Raw genomic sequence first — 18,072 nt, forward strand, 5'->3', positions numbered from 1 at the left:
GCGTGTCCTTTTTGTTTTTCTGTATTCAGGATTTGTCTTCGGCTGTTTGGTATTCCTTCCCCACCCCTTGTGGATGCGCCGAGGAGCGGAGGTTCAGGCGGATTAGGGATCGCGTTGTCTGAGCGAAGCGAGTTTGCGCGAGACCCCGCCGTAGTCGAGCACCGCAGGTTGCCCCGTAGCGCAGCGTAGGGGACCCAGACTGCGGGTCGCCTTTTCTTTGGTGACTTTCTTTTGGCGAAGCAAAAGAAAGTTACTTGCTGCCGGGCAATCCCCGGCCAGCAGAACTCAGCAAAGAGCACAGAGGGAGCGCGGACAGCCGGCGCAAGATCCGGCGCAAAAATCTACTTAACCCGATTCACCAAAAACACCCCAAATATCGCCAACCCCCCGCCGGCAAGCAGGCTGACGCTCAAGGGCTCACCAAGAATCAACCACCCCAACAGCACCCCAAACACCGGCACCAGGTTGTTGAACACCACGGTCCGCGCAGCCCCCAGCTGCCGCAGGCCCTCGTAGTACCAGACAAAGGCCACGGCCGTGCCGAGCACGCCGAGGAACACCAGGCCGGCCCAGACCTCGGGCGTGAACGATGCGGCATGCACGTGGGGGATGTCGCGCAGCGCCAGCAGGCCTAAAAACAGTGTGCCCCAGATCGCGGCCCACAGCGTGGCCAGTACGGGCGACAGGCCTTGCAGCAGCTTGCGGCCCACCAGGGTGTAGACGGCCCAGGCACAGACCGCGCCGAACATCGCGAGTTCGCCCTTGCCCAGCGACTGCATGATCTGCGAGAGGTCGCCGCGCGTCACCACCACCCACACGCCCAGCAGGGCCAGCGCCACGCCCAGCCAGCGTGTGGCCGACAGCCGGTCGCCCAGCAGCGCGGCGGCGATCAGCAGCGTGACCACCGGGTTGAGGGCGATGATCAGCGAGGTGCGGCCGGCCGGCAGCACCGACAGGGCCGTGAAGAACAGCAGGTTGTAGGCAAAGATGCCGGTCGCGCCCAGCGCCATGGTGCCCAGCAGCTGGCGCCGCGTGATGCGCGTGATGGCGCGCAGGCCTTCGGTGAAATGCAGGGTCGCCAGCAGCGCCAGCGTGGCGAACACAAAGCGGATAAAACCGGCCGTGGCCGGCGGCAGCTGGGCCGAGATCACGCGCCCCGCGATGAAGGTGCCGCCCCAGAGCACCGGCACGCAGGTCAGGCGCAGGTACAGGCCCCAGAGCTTGCCGCCTGTGGGGCTGGAGGGATGCGAAAGGGGCGCGGCGGAAGCCAGGGCGGCGGAGGCGGATGGGGTGGCAGTCGTCATGGAGAGCTGGGGGCGGGTGTTGGGAGAAAACCGTAAATAAGGTAGATTGGTGTATGAGATTAATTGTTAAATCACTCACTATCAAATGAGCGTTTACTCATGAACAGGCTTTCACCATGACCTTGGCCCAACTCGAAGTGCTGATCACCCTGGACGAATGCCGCAGCTTTTCGCGCGCGGCCATGCGCCTGGGCACCACCCAGTCGGCCGTCAGCCACGCGCTGCGCGCGCTGGAGACCGAGTTCGGCGTCAAGCTCGCGCTGCGCGATGCCTCGGGCGTCTCGATGACCGACGCCGGTGAGCGCTTGCTGCTGCGCGCCCGCGAAATGACGGCGCTGGCCGCCACCATGGCGCAGGAACTCGGCGACGCCCGGGAACTGAAGACCGGCACGCTGCGCATAGGCTTCGTCGTGGTGCCCGACGAGCGCTTCGAGGTGCTGCCGCTGGTGCAGGACGAGTTCGTCGCCATCCTGCCGGCCGGCCATGCGCTGGCCGCGCACGCCGCCGTGCCCATCAGCGCGCTCAGCGGCCTGGACTTCGTGCTGACCGAGGCTGGCTGCGGCCCGGTCATCGTGCCCATCCTGCAAAAAAACATCACGCGGCCCAAGGTGCTCTACCACTTCACGCAAATCATCTCCATCCTGCAGTTTGTGCAGCGGGGCCTGGCGGTCTCCGTCGCCGCGCGGCTGGCGCTGCCCGATGCGCCCGAAGGCGTGGTCTACCGGCCGCTGCTGCCCGCGCAGCCGCGCACCGTCGGCCTGGCCTGCCTGGACGTGGCCAAACTTTCGCCGCTGGCGCGGGCCTTCTGGGAAACCGCGCGGGACCAGGGCAGGTTAAAAACCGCGGCGGCCGGCAAGGTCCCGGCCAGGCCGCGCGCCGTGCCTGTCGTCGCCTGACACGCGCATACCGCCTTCTTCCCTCGGCCGTCGTCGCCGACCCCATCAAGTACTATCAGCCCATTCATAAAAGAGGGGGGGGCTGAAACCATGGTCATCTGGAGCATTGTGTGGGGCGCCGTCCTGGGCTGGTTCTGGCCGGGCCATGGCGATGCCGGCATTTTCCTTGGGGCCTTCCTCGGCCTCTTTGCCGGCCTGTCGCTGCGCTGGGCGGTGCGGGCCGAAGTGGAGGCCATGCGGAAAAAAGCGCCGCAACCGGTGGCGCCCGCCGCTCGCCAGGCGACGGCCGCGCCTGTCGCTGCAAGTGCGCCAAACGCCGCCGCACCCAGGGATTTCGAAGACACCAGTCCGCTGCCCGTTGCCTCAGCACCGGCCAGCGCCGCCGACAACGAAGCGGCACCGGCGCCGGCGCAAGTACCTGACCTGGCCCCCAACGGCCTGCCGCGCACGCAGCCCGCCACAATTGCCGCTACGCCCGCCAGGCCCGCCACCACCGCCCGGCCCGCCTACAAACCGGCCGAACCCAACCCGGTGGAACTGGCCCTGCTCGCCGCGAAAAACTGGTTCCTGGGCGGCAACACCATCGTGCGCGTGGGCCTGGTTATCCTGTTCATAGGTCTGTCTTTCCTCGCGCGTTATGCCGCGTCGGCCGGCCTGTTCCCGGTCGAGTTCCGGCTCGCGGCCATAGGCGCGGCGGCCATCGCGCTGCTGGCCGTGGGTTTTCGCAAGCGGGCCGACAAGCCCGGCTTCGCGCTCGCGCTGCAGGGCGCCGGCGTCGCGGTGATGTACCTCACGGTGTTCGCGGCCTTCCGTCTCTACGGCCTGCTGGATCCGCTGCCGGCCTTCGCGCTGATGATCATCGTCTGCGGCCTGAGCTGCGCACTGGCGCTGCTGCAGAATTCGCGCGCGCTGGCGGTGGCAGCCTTTGCCGGCGGCTTTGCCGTGCCGCTGCTGCTGTCGACCGGGCAGGGCAGCCACGTGGGCCTCTTCAGCTACTACACGCTGCTCAACCTGGCCATCCTGTTCATCGCCTACAAGCGTTCCTGGCGCATCCTCAACGTCGTCGGTTTCATCGCCACCTTCGGCGTGGCCACGGCCTGGGGAATTCTCAAGTACGTACCCGAGAACTACGCCAGCGCCCAGCCTTTCCTCATCGGTTTCGTATTGATCTACCTGTTCACCGCCATCCTGTATGCGCGCAACACGCCGACCCGGCTGGGCAACGCGGTCGACACCATGCTGGTCTTCGGCACGCCGCTCGTGGGCTTCGGCCTGCAGGCTGGGCTGGTGCGCGGCATGGAACTGGGCGCGGCCTTCTCGGCGCTGGGCTTTGCCGCGCTCTACCTGTTCACGGCCATGCTGCTGGCGCGGCGCGCGCTGGCCAGCTACCGCCTGCTGATTGAATGCTTTATGGCCGTGGGCGTGGGTTTTGCCACGCTGGCTGTGCCGCTGGCGCTCGATGCGCAATGGACTTCGGCCGTCTGGGCGCTCGAAGGCGCGGGCGCCTTCTGGGTCGGCATGCGCCAGGCGCGCTGGATGCCGCGCGCCTTCGGCCTGCTACTGCAGGGCGTCGCGGCCATGGCTTTCCTGGGCGGGCTGGACGGTGCCACCGGCGGCCTGGGCCACCACGTGTATGCCATTCCTTTTGGCAACCCGGCCTTCATAGGCGCCATGCTGATCGCCTTGCCGGCGCTGCAACTGGCCTGGTGGCTGCGCCGGCCCCTGCCGCACAGCGAGTCTTCCTGGGCCAAGGCCTATGCGGGCGTGGAGTCCTGGCTTTCCGTTCCCGTGTACCTCTACGGCTTTTTCTTCTGGTGCCTGGGCTGGTTGCTCGAGATCGCGCGCCGCGTGCCGGCGCTGGAAGCCGACGCCATGCCCCAGCATGTCTTCAGCGAGCGCACCACCGGCCTGCTCATGATGCTGGCGGTCGTCGCCAGCATGGCCCTGTCCATGCTGCTGGGCCTGAAGAAGCAGTGGCCGGTCGCGACCTGGCCCGCGCGCGTCAGCGTCGCCGTGCTGGCGCTGGGCTATCTCGCACAGACCGGCGCCGGCTACCGCGTGCTGGCCGCGCCGGCCTGGGCCGTGTGGCCGGTGGTACTGGTACTGCATTACTGGATGCTGCGGCAGACCGACCGCTTGGCCCAAGCCCCGGCTATGCCCGGCGGCGCGGGCCGTGTATCGCCCTTCGGCTTCCTGCATGCGGCGGGTGCCTGGCTGGTCACGGTCTTGCTGGCCGACTGCCTGTGGTCGGGCATAGGCAAGGCCGAGCTCTGGCGCACTTCCTGGGCCGGCGTGGTGCTGCTGGTCAGCGCCATCGCCGTGCTCATGCTGCTGGCCACCTGGGCCGGCAAGGCCAACCGGCAGGCGCAGCGCCAGGCTTTCGCCTGGCCGCTGAACCCGCATGCGCAGGCCTACTACTGGCTGGCGGCCCTGCCGCTGGCGGTGCTGGTTTTCTGGGGAACGCTGGCCGCGGCTATCCACTCCTCGGGCCACACCGCGCCCCTGCCTTACATCCCGCTGCTCAACCCCACCGACCTGACCCTGGCGCTCGCGCTGGGTGGGCTGGTGTTCTGGCGCCGTGTGCTGGTGACGGCCGCGCCGGCGCCTGCCGGCTCGGCCTGGGCCACCGGCCGCAATGCGCTGGTGGCGCTGGCCCTGCTGGTGTTCATCGCGGTCAACACCGTCTGGCTGCGCATCGCCCACCATTTCTTCGGTGTCCGCTGGGATGCCGAGGCGCTGTTCGCCAGCTTTGTGGTGCAGACCGGCTACGCGATCCTGTGGACGCTGCTGGCGCTGAGCCTGATGGTGCTGGCGCACCGCCGCGTGCAGCGGCCGCTGTGGCTGGTGGGCGCGGGCCTGCTGGGCCTGGTGGTCGTCAAGCTGCTGCTGATTGATTTGTCGAACGCCGGCGGCGCCGAACGCATCATCGCCTTCATCGTGGTCGGCGTGCTGATGCTGGTGGTCGGCTACTTCGCGCCGCTGCCGCCCAAGGCGCAGGCCGCCGCGGCCCCCAATGCCCCTGACCTGAAAGAAGAGGCCCTGCCATGAAGAAGTTCGAGTACGCCCGGTTCTTGATGCTCGCGCTGTCGGCCGGCCTGGCCGCGCCGCTGCCGGTGCTGGCCGCCGATGCGCCAGACGCCGCCAACGCCAAGTCCTATGCCGTGCGCATCCCCGTCACGCCCGCGCCCGACGCGCCGCTGCAGCGCCTGCTGCTGCCGGCCGAGGCGCTGGTGCGGCTGCAAAGCCCGGCCTATGCCGACCTGCGCATCTTCAACGCCGCCGGCCAGCCCGTGCCCATGGCGCTGGCCAGCGTGCCCACGCCGACCTCCACGCAGGAGCACAGCGTCAAGCTGCCCGCCTATCCCATCCTGGGCGCCGAGGGCGCCGCCGCTGCGGGGCTCGAAGGTTTGTCGCTGCGCATCGAAGAGCGCCAGGGTAAACGTGTGGTGCAACTCAACACCACTGGCACCAGCACCACCGCTTCGGCCGCCGCGCCGCAAAAAGTGCTGGGCGCGCTGCTCGATGCGCGCAAGCTCAAGGAGCCCGTGGCCAGCATGACGCTGGACGCCGACCTGCCTGTCGGCCAGCCCGTCACTTTTAATGTGCAGGCCAGCAAGGATCTCAAGAACTGGCGCCCGCTGGCTGACACCGTGCTTTACCGCGCGGATGCTTCGGCCTCGGCCGCCAGCCTGGGCGATACCCGGCTTGATCTGTCCATGGCGGACCTCAGGGACCACTACCTGCGCATCAGCTGGGGCGCCGCCGCCGTCACCGTGCGCGGCGCGACGCTGCTCACTTCCCAAAGCACGGCAGTGCGTCAGCGCGTCAGCGTGACCATGGCGACGCCCGCATTGACCAACGCGCACGAGCTGAGTTTTGCCTTGCCGTTTGCCACGCCGGTGGCCGCGCTCAGGATCACGCCGCAAGGCAGCAACGTGCTGGTGCCCATCCGCGTGCTGGGCCGCAACCATCGCGAGCAACCCTGGGCCTTGCTGGCCAGTTCGGTGGTCTACCGCCTCGGCGCGGCCGGCAAGGAGCAGGCCAGCGGCCCGGTCGATTTGCAGGGCGCTTCGGTGCGTGAAGTGAAGATAGAAGCCGACGCCAAGACACCAGGCTTTGCCGCCGCACCCGAGATCACGCTGCAGTTCGAGCCCGCGCAACTGGTGTTCCTGGCCAGCGGGCAGGGCCCTTTCACGCTGGCGGCAGGCCAGAAGGGCGCCGCGGCCGCCTTTCTGCCCATGGCCAGCCTGATTCCCAACTACCAGGCCTCACAGGAAAACGCACTGCCTCTGGCGCAGGCCGATGTGGCCAAAGCGGACGTCACCGGCGGCGGCCTGGCCGGCCCGTTGGTGGCCGGCTCGCCGCAGGGCGACGGCCTGCCCACGCGCAGCCTGGTGTTGTGGGGCATCCTGCTGCTCGGTGTGCTGGCGCTGGCCGGCATGGCATGGGGCCTGCTTAAACAAACCAAAAAAGCGGACTGATTCACCTTCGATTTGCTGGAATGACATCATGAGCACCGACGCCTTCCCCAAAGACATCTATACCGAGCCCGAGGTCGACCCGGACACCCTCGCCAACCTGGGCCCCTTGCGCGCCATGGCCGGCATCTGGGAAGGCGCGCGCGGCGCCGACGTCAAACCCGTGGTTACCGGCACCAAGACGCAGGCCTATATCGAGCGCTATGAGTTGCACCCCATAGACGCGCAAACCAATGGCCCGCAGGCGCTGTACGGTTTGCGCTACCACACCTTCATCCACAAACCCGGCTTCACCAAGACTTACCATGACCAGGTCGGCTACTGGCTGTGGGAGCCGGCCACCAGCACCATCTATCACACGCTCGCGATCCCGCGCGGCCAGGTCGCCATGGCCAGCGGCAAGGTCGCCGCCGATGCGACGCAGTTCGAGCTGATTTCTGAGCGCGGCAGCCTGACCAATGGCATCGTGTCCAACCCGTTCATCGAGCATGCTTTCACGACGCTGTCCTGGCGCATAGCGGTCACGCTCAATGCCGACGGCAGCTGGTCCTACTTCCAGACCACGATGCTGCAGATTGAGGGCCGCGACCAGCCCTTCGACCACACCGACCGCAACACGCTGGTCAAGGTCGGCGAGCCCGCACTGAATCCCAAGGCGCTAGCGCAAGCGCAAGGCGGCACTGCCTAGGGCGCCAGCAATACCCGCGGCTCAAACTTCGCGCGCCGCGTGCTGAAAAAAGCCTTTACGTTGCGCACGTTCGCATCGCTGGTAAACAGCCGCTGCGCCAGCGCCAGGTAGCGCGGCATGTCGGCCACGTGCACCACCAGCATGAAGTCCGGCCCCGGCGAGACGCGGTAGCACTGCTGCACCGCCTCATCGAGCACCACGCGCGTCTCGAACGCTTCCTGCTGCTCGGCGCCCTGGCGCTCCAGCGTGATCTCCACCAGCGCCGTCAGCCCATGGCCGGTGACGGCGGCCAGCTTGTCGACGTTGAGCAGCGCCACGTCGCGCTCCACCAGCCCAGCATCGCGCAGGCGCTTGACGCGGCGCAAACAGGTCGGCGGCGAGATGTGGACGTGCTCGGCCAGCGCCTGGTTGCTCAGCGAAGCATCGGTCTGCAGGCTGTCGAGCAGCTTGAGGTCTGTCTCGTCGAGAGATATTTGTTCCATAAATAGACTTTAAATGAAATTAAATTCAACCATCAGAAGATGGTGAAATTAAATTCCATAAATCAAGAAAAATCAATCACATAACAAAATAGCAAGCACGTAGCATCAGCTCATTGTTTTTTCAGGAGACCTCCATGTGCGGCATCGTTGCTTCCGTTTCGACCCGAAATATCGTTCCCATCCTGGTGCAGGGTTTGCAGCGCCTTGAATACCGCGGGTATGACTCCTGCGGCGTCGCCGTCTACAACGGCGGCCTCAAGCGCGCACGCAGCACCTCACGCGTGGCCGAACTGCAGGAACAGGTCGCCAGCGACAAACTCGAAGGCGCCACCGGCATCGCCCACACCCGCTGGGCCACCCATGGCGCACCCGTCGTGCACAACGCCCACCCACACTTCAGCCACGGCAGCGGCGCCGCATCGCAAGCCAAACCCGGCAAGATGGCGCTGGTGCACAACGGCATCATCGAGAACTACGAAGAGTTGCGCGCCGGCCTGAAGGCCAAAGGCTACGTCTTCGAGAGCCAGACCGACACCGAAGTCATCGTGCACCTGATGGACAGCCTGTATGACGGCGATTTGTTCGAAGCCCTCAAGGCCACCGTCGCGCAGCTGCATGGCGCGTATGCCATCGCCGCCTTCTGCAAGGACGAGCCGCACCGCGTCGTCGGCGCGCGCGCAGGTTCGCCGCTGATCCTCGGCGTCGGCAAGGACAAGACAGAGAACTTCCTGGCCAGCGACGCCATGGCCCTGGCCGGTGTGACCGATCAGATCGTCTACCTTGAAGAAGGCGACATGGTCGACATCCAGCTCGGCAAATACTGGATCGCCGGCAAGGACGGCAAGCCCGCCCAGCGCGAGGTCAAGACCGTGCAGGCCCACAGCGGCGCCGCCGAACTCGGCCCTTACCGCCACTACATGCAGAAAGAAATCTTTGAGCAGCCGCGCGCCATCGCCGACACGCTCGAAGGCGTCGAAGGCATAGTGCCCGAACTCTTCGGCGACCAGGCCTTCCGCGTCTTCAAAGAGATCGACTCCGTCCTCATCCTCGCCTGCGGCACCAGTTATTACAGCGGTTGCGCCGCCAAGTACTGGCTTGAAGCGATTGCCGGCATCCCGACGCAGGTCGAGGTCGCCAGCGAATACCGCTACCGCAGCTCGGTGCCCAATCCCAAGACGCTGGTCGTCACCATCACCCAGAGCGGCGAAACGGCAGACACGCTGGCCGCGCTGCGCCACGCGCAAAGCCTGGGCATGACGCAGACCCTGACCATCTGCAACGTCTCCACCTCGGCCATGGTGCGCGAATGCAAGCTCGCCTACATCACACGCGCCGGCGTCGAGATCGGTGTCGCCTCCACCAAGGCCTTCACCACCCAGCTCGCCGGCCTGTTTTTGCTCACACTGGCCCTGGCCCAAAGCAAAGGCAAGCTCAGCGAGGAAGAAGAAGCCGGCCACCTCAAAGCCATGCGCCACCTGCCCGCCGCCCTGCAAGCCGTGCTGGCGCTCGAGCCCCAAGTCATCAGCTGGGCCGAAGACTTCGCCAAAATGGAAAACGCGCTCTTCCTCGGCCGCGGCCTGCATTACCCCATCGCGCTGGAAGGCGCGCTCAAGCTCAAGGAAATCAGCTACATCCACGCCGAGGCCTATCCCGCCGGTGAACTCAAACACGGCCCCCTGGCCCTGGTCACCAGCGAGATGCCCGTCGTCACCGTCGCACCCAACGACGCACTGCTCGAAAAACTCAAAAGCAATATGCAGGAAGTCCGCGCCCGCGGCGGCGTCCTCTACGTGCTGGCAGACGCCGACAGCCACATCGAAAGCAGCGAAGGCCTGCACGTGATCCGCATGCCCGAACACTACGGCGCGCTGAGCCCGCTGTTGCACGTGGTGCCGCTGCAGCTGCTGGCGTATCACACGGCTGTGGCGCGCGGGACGGATGTGGACAAACCGAGAAACCTGGCCAAGTCCGTCACCGTAGAGTGACGGATTTGGGACGGCACGAAGTGCCGTCGGCGAAGCCACCAGGTTTCTTGGTTTGGGGGACACTCACTTCGCGCAGCGAAGTTACGTGGCCACACAAACCCTCCCCCTCCCCGCAACTTGGCAAAGTCTGTGACCGTCGAATGACGGTCACAGGTGCGCGTGAGCGCACTGCGGGTTTTGGGGGACGCTCACTTCGCGTAGCGAAGTTACGTGGCCACACACGCCAAGAAACTTGGCTAAATTCGTCACTGTCGAGTGACGGATTTGGGCGGCATGCAATACCGCCGGCGAAGCAGCCAGGTTTATCGGTTTGGGGTGTTGAATTTCATCGAAATCTGACCCGCCTATGAAGTGGACCCCATGGACTGGACCAGAGGGGGAGGATGAGCTGATACGCTTTGACGTCCAGCAGGTAGCTTGCCACCGCGCGAGACTAAATATTTCATGGCGGATCGCCTGTGAAGAGCTCCACAAACAGACGCCGCAGCCATTGATGAGCCGGATCGAGGTTGAACCGGCGGCTCCAGTGCAGTGATACGGTGAAGGTGCTGCGCGGCAAGGTGTTCGACAGCAAGGCGTAGCGTTCGGTATTTACGAATCTCAGCGCGATGGCGCGCGGCATCACCACCGCGAGGTCCGTGCGCTCAATGATCGCGGGCAGTGCTAGAAAGTGTTCGGACGTCAACACTAGCCTGCTGTCCAACCCGAGTTCCTGGAGGATGCGGAAAGTCTCGGCGTGCGAGCGCACGGCGACGAACTCCAGCCGGCGCAGGTCCTTCACCTTGGGTGGTTTTTGCTTCGCCGCGAGCAGCGGATGACCCGCGCGCACCAGGACTGCGTAGCGGTCGGTTAGCAATTCCATCCGCTCCGTCCCGCTGACGGAGGGCAGGAACCCCAAGGCAAAGTGGATGGCGCCGGTCTCGAGCGCATCGGCGATCTGGGCGTGGGGCAGCGGTGCTGTCTGTACGCGTATGCCCGGCGCTTCACGGTGCAGCGCGGCCACCAGCTCGGGCAGCAGCCGGGCCTCGCCGATGTCGCTCATGTGCAGGCGCAGCGTCATGGTCGAGCGGGAGGGATTGAATGCATCGTCATCCCTGAGTACGTCCTGGATAGACGCGATCGCCGGCTGGACCACGCTGGCCAGGCGTTCGGCGCGCAGCGTCGGACGCATGCTTCCGCCGGTGCGGACAAACAAGGCGTCGCCGAGCGCGAGCCGCAGTCGCGTCAAGCCCTGGCTGGCCGCGGGTTGCGAGAGGCCCAGGGCATCCGCCGCGCGGCTGACGCTGCCCAGCCGATAAACCGCTTCGAAGAGCCGAAGCAGGTTCATGTCGAGCTGGTCAATATGCATTTTGTGGATTTTACGGTATACGGTTCATTGCATTGACGCATGTAACCGCCCTTGCGAGACTTGGCTTCTTTCAAGTTGGAGACATCGATGGATCAACGTGTCGCGCCTGCTGTGCCAGGCCAGGACGAAGTGACGGAGCAGRTGACGGTTCGCGAGGCGGTGTTCCGCTTGCTGCGCTCGTTCGGCATGACGTCCATCTTCGGAAATCCCGGTTCGACTGAGCTTCCCATGTTCATGGACTTCCCGGACGACTTCCACTACGTGCTGGCGTTGCAGGAATGCGTCGTGCTGGGCATGGCCGACGGATATGCGCAGGCGACGCGCAACGCGGCCTTCGTGAACCTGCACTCGGCCGCGGGTGTAGGCCACGCGATGGGCAATATCTTCACCGCCTTTCGCAACCGCACGCCACTGGTGATCACAGCCGGCCAGCAGGCGCGTTCCATCCTGCCCTTCGATCCTTTTCTCGGGTCCATGCAGGCCGCCGAGCTTCCGAAGCCGTACGTGAAGTGGAGTGTTGAGCCTGCACGCGCAGAGGATGTGCCCTTGGCGATCGCGCGCGCTTATTACATCGCCATGACGCCGCCATGCGGGCCGGTGCTGGTGTCGGTCCCCTCGGATGACTGGGCCGTGAAGACGCTGCCGGTCGACGCGCGCGAAGTCAGCCGTTACCTGCGCCCCGAGCCCGGTCTCCTAGCCAAAATTGGCGACGCGCTGGACGCCGCCCGTGCACCGGCAATTGTGGTCGGCGCGTCGGTCGACCGCGACGGCGCCTGGAACGAGGCGGTCAAGCTGGCGGAGCGCCACAACGCGCGCGTGTATGTCGCACCCATGTCCGGGCGTTGCAGCTTCCCGGAAGATCATCCGCTGTGGGCCGGTTTCCTGCCGGCGATGCGTGAGCGAATCGTTGAGCGGCTGGCCGGCCACGACCTGGTGTTCGCCCTTGGAGCGCCGGCATTCACCTATCACATCGAGGGAGCCGGGGGCGCGCACTTGCCCGACGGAGCCCGGCTTGTGCAGTTGACCGAAGACCCCCAGGTCGCCGCCTGGGCGCCGACGGGAACCTCGGTGGTCGGCAGCATCCGGCTTGGCTTGCTGGACCTGCTGGACCGCCCCGCGCTCGCGCCCAGGGCCGCGCCACCGGTGCATGCGCGGCCCGCGCGCGTGCCCGAGCCTTCGCCGGGTGAGCGCCTGCCGGTGGCATGGGTGTTGCAGACGCTCACCGATGTGCGTCCGCGCGACAGCATCATCGTTGAAGAGGCGCCCAGTGCGCGGCCCGTCATGCACGGTCATCTGCCGATTTTCGAGTCGGAAACTTTTTACACCATGTGCAGCGGAGGATTGGGCTGGGGCTTGCCCGCGTCGGTCGGCATTGCCATGGGCAAGCCGGGCGCCCGCGTCATCGCGCTGGTGGGGGACGGCTCCGCGATGTACGCGATCCAGGCGCTGTGGAGCGCTGCGCAGCTCGGCCTGGCCATGACCATCGTGATCCTGAATAACCGCCGTTATGCTGCGCTGCACGACTTCGCGCGCATCTTCGGCTATCGATCCGATGAACCCGTTCCGGGCACCGAGCTTCCCGACCTTGACTTTGTTGGTCTGGCCGCGGCCCAGGGCGTTCGCGGGCTTCGCGTAGCGCGCGCCGACCAGCTTCGCCCGGCACTCGAACAGGCTTTGCAGTCCGGCGAGACTATGCTGGTCGAAGTCGAAATTGCCTGAGACAAACAACAAACACAATTCCAGAAACAAGGAGGCAAAAGACATGAGCAAAATATCAATGCTGATCAACGGCGAGGCGCGCCAGGCAAGCAGCGGCGCCACATTCGAGCGCCGCAATCCGCTCGACGGCACGGTGGCGACCATCGCACCCGCGGCCACGGCGGCTGACGCGACCGCGGCGGTTGACGCCGCCGCCACCGCGTTCCAGACCTGGTCGCGCACCGGCCCAGGCGAGCGCCGCGCACTGCTGCTGAAGGCGGCGCACGCGCTGGAAGCCAAAGCGCAGCAACTGACGACGGCCATGGCCGCGGAAACTGGTGCGGCCGCCCCCTGGGCAGGCTTTAACGTGCACCTGGCCGTGGGCATGCTGCAGGAAGCGGCCGGCCTCACCACGCAGATCAGCGGGGAAGTCATCCCCTCCGACGTGCCCGGCAGCCTGGCGCTGGCCGTGCGCCGCCCGGCCGGCGTGGTGCTGGGCATCGCGCCCTGGAACGCACCGGTCATCCTGGGCGTGCGCGCCATCGCGACGCCACTGGCCTGCGGTAACACGGTGGTATTCAAGGGCTCGGAACTGAGCCCCGCCACACACGGCCTGATTGTTGATGTGTTCAAGGAAGCGGGTTTTCCTCCGGGCGTCGTCAACTTCATCACCAACGCACCGGCTGATGCGCCGGCGGTGGTGGAAGCCATCATTGCCCATCCGGCCTTGCGCCGCGTGAATTTCACCGGATCGACGCGGGTCGGCAAGATGATTGCGGCGACCTGCGCCAAATACCTCAAGCCGGTGGTTCTCGAGCTGGGGGGCAAAGCCCCGCTGGTGATTCTGGACGACGCCGACCTCGATGCCGCAGTCAACGCCGCGGCCTTCGGCGCCTTTGCCAACAGCGGCCAGATCTGCATGAGCACCGAGCGCATCGTGGTCGACAAGCGCATCGCCGGTGCCTTTGTGGAACGGCTTGCCGCGAAGGCGGTGAAGCTACCGCTGGGGGATCCTCGCAAGGGGCCGGTGGTGCTGGGTTCGGTGGTCGACGCCAGCACGGTAGAACGCTGTAATGCGTTGATCGACGATGCCCTCGCGAAAGGCGCCACACTGGTCTGCGGCGGCAAGGCAGAGAACACCTTGATGCCCGCGACCCTGCTTGACCATGTGACGTCCGAGATGCGCATCTACCACGACGAGAGCTTTGGTCCGGTGAAACCCATCGTGCGTGTCGATGGCGTGGAAGAAGCCGTGCGGGTGGCCAACGACAACCACTACGGCCTGTCGGCCGCAGTGTTCGGGCGTGACATCGCGCGCGCCTGGGAGGTGGCCAACCGTATCGACTCGGGTATCTGCCACGTCAACGGGCCCACCGTGCACGACGAGGCCCAGATGCCCTTCGGTGGTGTCAAGGATTCGGGTTACGGCCGTTTTGGCGGCCGCGCCGGCATCGATGCGTTCACCGAGCTGCGTTGGATCACGGTGCAAACCACCGCCCGCCACTACCCGTTTTGATGCAGGAGACACCCACAATGAAAACACTGCTCACAACCCTCCTGCTGGCGACCGGCCTGTGTATGGGTTCGCTCGCACACGCCCAGAACTGGCCAAACAAGCCGATCAAGATCGTCGTCAACTTTGCGCCTGGCGGCGCGGCCGACCAGCTGGCCAGGCTGATCGCCCCGCCGCTGCACGAAGCGCTGGGCCAGCCGGTCCTGGTAGAGAACAAGGGCGGCGCGGGCGGCAACCTGGGCGCCGAGTCCGTCGTCAGGTCGCCGGCCGACGGCTACACCCTGCTCATGGCTTCCGGCGGCACGGTGTCCATCAATCCGCACCTGTACGCCAAGATGACCTTCGATCCGGCCAAGGACCTGGTGCCAGTGGCCTCGGTCGCCCGTGTTCCCTTCTATCTCGTGGTGCGTGCCGACAGCCCGGTCAAGGATTTCAAGGGTTTGATCGCCGATCTCAAAGCCCACCCCGGCCAACGCGCTTTCGGTTCGCCCGGCAATGGCAGCTCGCCGCACCTGGCCACCGAGATGATGAAGAGCGAGACGGGGACTTTCGCCGTGCACGTTCCCTACCGCGGCGCTGCACCGGCATTGACCGATCTCTTGGGCGGGCAGATCGACTTCCTGTTTGACCCCGGTATCGCGCTGCAGCATGTCAAGACCGGCAAGCTGCGCATGCTGGCGGTCGGCAGTCCGCAGCGCGCGCCCCAGGTGCCCGAGGTGCCCACCCTCAACGAACTGGGGCTCAAGGGTTTTGATGCAGATGCGGTGTTCGGCCTCTACGCACCCACGGGCACGCCGCAGGCCGTGATCGACCGTGTCAATACCGAAGTCAATCGTGTGCTGAACCAGGCGGCGACCAAGGAGCGCATTCTTGCCATCGGCAACGTGGCACTGCCGCTCAAGCCTGCGGAGTTCGGGCGCAAGGGCGCGGAAGACTCCAAGCRCTTCGGCAAGCTGATTCGCGACCGCAAGATACAAGGCGACTGACGGCGATGGCCGGCTGCTGATGTCATGCGACCTTCGGCCGTCGCATCGTGCGCAACCATGCATGAAATCTAGTTCCACGACGGAACACCGCTTCAATGGTTGAACTATCGTTTCTGTGAAACGTTTTAAGACTCAATGCTTTGACTCCGCAAGGCAATGTCGTATCCTGAGGAATTCCAACTTTGCAATCGTCACCATGACTCGGGAAGCCGCCCCATCCAACAGAGCCCTAAAAACCCAGAAGCCCGTCGACGTTGACGACCGCTGGCGGCACGGAAACATCGGCCGTCTTTTAAGCAACGCCTTGAGGCATTTCGAAGCACGCGTCATCGAACTGCTTGCCGAAGCTGGACATACCGAAAGCACGGCCATGCACATCAATGCAACCCGTCACCTGGATATTGAAGGTACGCGCCTTACGGATATGGCTCAGCGCGCTGCTGTAACGAAGCAGTCTATGAGTGAACTCGTCGCCCAGTTGGAGACTCTGGGAATAGTGGCTCGAAAACTCGATCCCTTGGATGGGCGTGCGCGCATTGTGTACTTCACATCTCAAGGACTGGTCTGGTTGGAAGATTTCCGCGATGCGGTTCGCCAGGCGGAAAAGGAAATGGCTCACAACATCGGAGCCGACTCCTTGCGAGCCGTCAAGGTGGCGTTGCGCTGGTACGGTCCACCTGAAGAATAGAAGATGATTCGCGCGGGCGAGTGCCCCTAGGGTAAGCACCTAAGAGTTGCTTGTTGCCTAAATAGTCAGGTTTACCTGACAATATGGCATGCACTCAAAAAACTCTGACTCCTCTGTTGTCCCGTCTCGGGCGGATGTCATCATCGTCGGCGGTGGGCCCTGCGGCCTGATGCTTGCCAACGAGCTTGGGCGCCGCGGAGTGAGCGCGGTACTTATCGACGACAAGCCCAGCACGGCATTCAATCCCCAGGCAAATGCCACTCAGGCTCGCACGATGGAGCACTTCCGTCGTCTTGGGTTTGCGGACGAAGTGCGCGCTCTTGGGCTGCCTGTGGATTTCCCCACCGACATTGCCTACTTCACTCGCTATGCCAAGCATGAATTGGCAAGATTTCGCCTCCCGTCGGCACGTGAAGCGAAAGAAAAAGTAGCCTCCATGAGCGGCTCCTGGAGCGCAGCGGAGCTTCCCCACCGCATTTCGCAGAAGTTCGTGGAGGCGGTGTTGCGGCGACACGCCGAGGTGCTGCCCGGGATCTCAGTGAACTACGGTTGGCGTCTTGTTTCGTTTCGGGATGAGGGTGGCCATGTTGAGGCCGACATCGAGCGTGTCTCGGACGGAAAGCGATGCAGCGTTCGTGCTGGATATCTCGTCGGAGCCGATGGGCCGCGCAGTACGGTTCGCCAGGGGATGGATTGGCGTTATGTCGGAGAAACGGGTGTGCAGCGCGATTTCATGGGGGGGCGGATGTATGCGATCTACGCGCGATCACTTGCCTTTTACGATGTCGTGCCTCATGCGCCGGCCTGGATGAATGTCAGTTTCAACCGTGACAGGCGGGCTTTTATGGCCGCCGTTGACGGACGAGGTGAATTTGCGTTTCATACGCAGCTCCGCCCGGGTGAGCGGGAAGAGGATGTCACCGAAGATGACGCGCGTGCAATGTTTCAGGCCGCAGTCGGCGCTGAAGTTCCTGTGGAGATTCTCTCGCGGGGTACCTGGACGGCCGGCCATTGCCTGGTTGCCGAAAAATTCCAGCAAGGCCGCGTCTTCATCGGTGGAGATGCCGCTCATCTGTTTACGCCCACAGGCGGCCTTGGCTACAACACGGCAGTTGAAGATGCTGTGAATCTGGGTTGGAAGCTGTCCGCCGTGATCCACGGATTTGCCTCGGAAACCCTGCTTTCCACTTATGAGCAGGAGCGCCGTCCTGTCGCAATTCGCAACACCRGCTACGCCAAAGGCTTTGCCGATTCGCTCGGCCTGTTCGAGCCTGAAGAGGGTATCGAGGGCGATGGCATTGAGGCGATCGAGGCGAGAACGCGCGCAGGCGAATACCTGGCCAAGCATGGTCGACTGGAGTTCAACATCCCAGGGGTTACTTTCGGCGGACGCTATGACGGTTCTGCAGCCATCTTCCCTGATGGCACCCAGCCTCCACCCGATGCCGCGAATAGCTACGTGCCGACGGCTTGCCCCGGAGGCCGCGCGCCGCACATCTGGCTGAGCGACTCGGAATCGATCTACGACCGATTTGGCTTCGAGTGGACGCTTCTGTGCCTTGGCGGCGAGCGTGATAGCGCGCTGCCCCTCGTGGACGCGGCGAAAGAGCGCTCATTACCTTTGACGGTTCTTGAACTTCGCGATGGCGTCGCAAGAGAAATCTACGGAGCAGACCTGGTTCTTGTGCGCCCTGATCAGATCGTGGCATGGCGAGGCGACAGCGCAGTAGACGCGAAAGCGATCTACATGAAATTGCTGGGAGTTCCACCAACGGCCGCTAGCCCCGACGACGCAACTCTCTGCTCGGAAGGCGCCTCGAGTGAGGCTGATGAATCGCAGTCGAAATCGATGTCGTGAGCTATTCAACGTTCCAATAACTAAGGAGACAACATGAAACCAGGAGTTTGGATAAATTTTTCGGTGGGCATTGCACTGGCGGCCTCATCTCTCGTGGCTTCGGCGCAAGAACCCATCAAGGTGGGTGTGGTCGCTCCGATGTCGGGCG

Annotated in this window: 13 protein-coding genes; 10 read left to right on the forward strand and 3 right to left on the reverse strand. The window is 64.7% G+C overall.

All coding sequences use genetic code 11. The annotated features are described in order from the left end of the window. Positions 1–341 precede the first annotated feature (341 nt). The gene (locus AC1D0P_RS09075; RefSeq protein WP_477676431.1) at positions 342–1,304 is read right to left on the reverse strand and encodes a DMT family transporter; all 963 of its coding nucleotides are present in this window, start codon (positions 1,302–1,304) and stop codon (positions 342–344) included. Between the two features lie 116 nt (positions 1,305–1,420). On the opposite strand from AC1D0P_RS09075, the gene AC1D0P_RS09080 reads away from it, so the two are divergent. From AC1D0P_RS09080 to AC1D0P_RS09095, 4 genes are all read left to right on the forward strand, one after another. Beyond that, a complete protein-coding gene (locus AC1D0P_RS09080; protein ID WP_477676432.1) occupies positions 1,421–2,200 on the forward strand; it encodes a LysR family transcriptional regulator in 780 nt (259 codons plus the stop codon). 90 nt (positions 2,201–2,290) lie between these two features. Beyond that, the gene (locus tag AC1D0P_RS09085) at positions 2,291–5,248 is read left to right on the forward strand and encodes a DUF2339 domain-containing protein (protein WP_477676433.1); all 2,958 of its coding nucleotides are present in this window, start codon (positions 2,291–2,293) and stop codon (positions 5,246–5,248) included. Continuing rightward, positions 5,245–6,681, forward strand: a complete 1,437-nt coding sequence (locus tag AC1D0P_RS09090) for a DUF3999 domain-containing protein (protein ID WP_477676434.1) — start codon at positions 5,245–5,247, stop codon at positions 6,679–6,681. The genes AC1D0P_RS09085 and AC1D0P_RS09090 overlap by 4 nt, the downstream gene beginning before the upstream one ends. A 28-nt stretch (positions 6,682–6,709) precedes the next feature. Further along, a complete protein-coding gene (locus AC1D0P_RS09095) occupies positions 6,710–7,366 on the forward strand; it encodes an FABP family protein (protein ID WP_477676435.1) in 657 nt (218 codons plus the stop codon). Here AC1D0P_RS09095 and AC1D0P_RS09100 read toward each other — a convergent pair. Next, the gene (locus tag AC1D0P_RS09100; protein WP_477676436.1) at positions 7,363–7,848 is read right to left on the reverse strand and encodes an Lrp/AsnC family transcriptional regulator; all 486 of its coding nucleotides are present in this window, start codon (positions 7,846–7,848) and stop codon (positions 7,363–7,365) included. The genes AC1D0P_RS09095 and AC1D0P_RS09100 overlap by 4 nt on opposite strands. Positions 7,849–7,982: 134 nt before the next feature. Between AC1D0P_RS09100 and glmS the strand changes: the two genes are divergently transcribed. Next, positions 7,983–9,833 (forward strand): glutamine--fructose-6-phosphate transaminase (isomerizing), encoded by a 1,851-nt coding sequence (glmS, locus tag AC1D0P_RS09105; protein ID WP_477676437.1) that lies wholly within the window; start codon positions 7,983–7,985, stop codon positions 9,831–9,833. A gap of 442 nt (positions 9,834–10,275) precedes the next feature. Here the strand turns inward: glmS and AC1D0P_RS09110 are convergent, their stop codons facing one another. Beyond that, entirely contained in the window at positions 10,276–11,181 is a 906-nt protein-coding gene (locus tag AC1D0P_RS09110; protein WP_477676438.1) for a LysR family transcriptional regulator, read from the reverse strand. Positions 11,182–11,268: 87 nt separating this feature from the next. Between AC1D0P_RS09110 and mdlC the strand changes: the two genes are divergently transcribed. The 5 genes from mdlC to AC1D0P_RS09135 all read left to right on the forward strand — a co-directional run bounded on the left by mdlC (position 11,269) and on the right by AC1D0P_RS09135 (position 17,924). After that, positions 11,269–12,900, forward strand: coding sequence for a benzoylformate decarboxylase (gene mdlC / locus AC1D0P_RS09115; protein ID WP_477676439.1), 1,632 nt, complete (start codon positions 11,269–11,271; stop codon positions 12,898–12,900). A gap of 43 nt (positions 12,901–12,943) precedes the next feature. Continuing rightward, positions 12,944–14,395, forward strand: a complete 1,452-nt coding sequence (locus AC1D0P_RS09120) for an aldehyde dehydrogenase (protein ID WP_477676440.1) — start codon at positions 12,944–12,946, stop codon at positions 14,393–14,395. Positions 14,396–14,412: 17 nt separating this feature from the next. Further along, positions 14,413–15,378 (forward strand): Bug family tripartite tricarboxylate transporter substrate binding protein, encoded by a 966-nt coding sequence (locus tag AC1D0P_RS09125; protein WP_477676441.1) that lies wholly within the window; start codon positions 14,413–14,415, stop codon positions 15,376–15,378. 196 nt (positions 15,379–15,574) lie between these two features. Next, positions 15,575–16,066 (forward strand): MarR family winged helix-turn-helix transcriptional regulator, encoded by a 492-nt coding sequence (locus AC1D0P_RS09130; RefSeq protein WP_477676442.1) that lies wholly within the window; start codon positions 15,575–15,577, stop codon positions 16,064–16,066. A gap of 88 nt (positions 16,067–16,154) precedes the next feature. After that, on the forward strand, positions 16,155–17,924 hold the full coding sequence (locus tag AC1D0P_RS09135) for an FAD-dependent oxidoreductase (protein WP_477676443.1): 1,770 nt from the start codon (positions 16,155–16,157) through the stop codon (positions 17,922–17,924). Positions 17,925–18,072 lie beyond the last annotated feature (148 nt).

The organism is Polaromonas sp. P1_G2 (assembly GCF_056405515.1).

Excerpts from the sequence above, each read along its gene's own strand:
- AC1D0P_RS09075 (WP_477676431.1), bottom strand. The coding sequence starts at position 1,304 with ATGACGACTGCCACCCCATCCGCCTCCGCCGCCCTGGCTTCCGCCGCG.
- AC1D0P_RS09080 (WP_477676432.1), top strand. The coding sequence starts at position 1,421 with ATGACCTTGGCCCAACTCGAAGTGCTGATCACCCTGGACGAATGCCGC.
- AC1D0P_RS09085 (WP_477676433.1), top strand. The coding sequence starts at position 2,291 with ATGGTCATCTGGAGCATTGTGTGGGGCGCCGTCCTGGGCTGGTTCTGG.
- AC1D0P_RS09090 (WP_477676434.1), top strand. The coding sequence starts at position 5,245 with ATGAAGAAGTTCGAGTACGCCCGGTTCTTGATGCTCGCGCTGTCGGCC.
- AC1D0P_RS09095 (WP_477676435.1), top strand. The coding sequence starts at position 6,710 with ATGAGCACCGACGCCTTCCCCAAAGACATCTATACCGAGCCCGAGGTC.
- AC1D0P_RS09100 (WP_477676436.1), bottom strand. The coding sequence starts at position 7,848 with ATGGAACAAATATCTCTCGACGAGACAGACCTCAAGCTGCTCGACAGC.
- glmS (WP_477676437.1), top strand. The coding sequence starts at position 7,983 with ATGTGCGGCATCGTTGCTTCCGTTTCGACCCGAAATATCGTTCCCATC.
- AC1D0P_RS09110 (WP_477676438.1), bottom strand. The coding sequence starts at position 11,181 with ATGCATATTGACCAGCTCGACATGAACCTGCTTCGGCTCTTCGAAGCG.
- AC1D0P_RS09120 (WP_477676440.1), top strand. The coding sequence starts at position 12,944 with ATGAGCAAAATATCAATGCTGATCAACGGCGAGGCGCGCCAGGCAAGC.
- AC1D0P_RS09130 (WP_477676442.1), top strand. The coding sequence starts at position 15,575 with ATGACTCGGGAAGCCGCCCCATCCAACAGAGCCCTAAAAACCCAGAAG.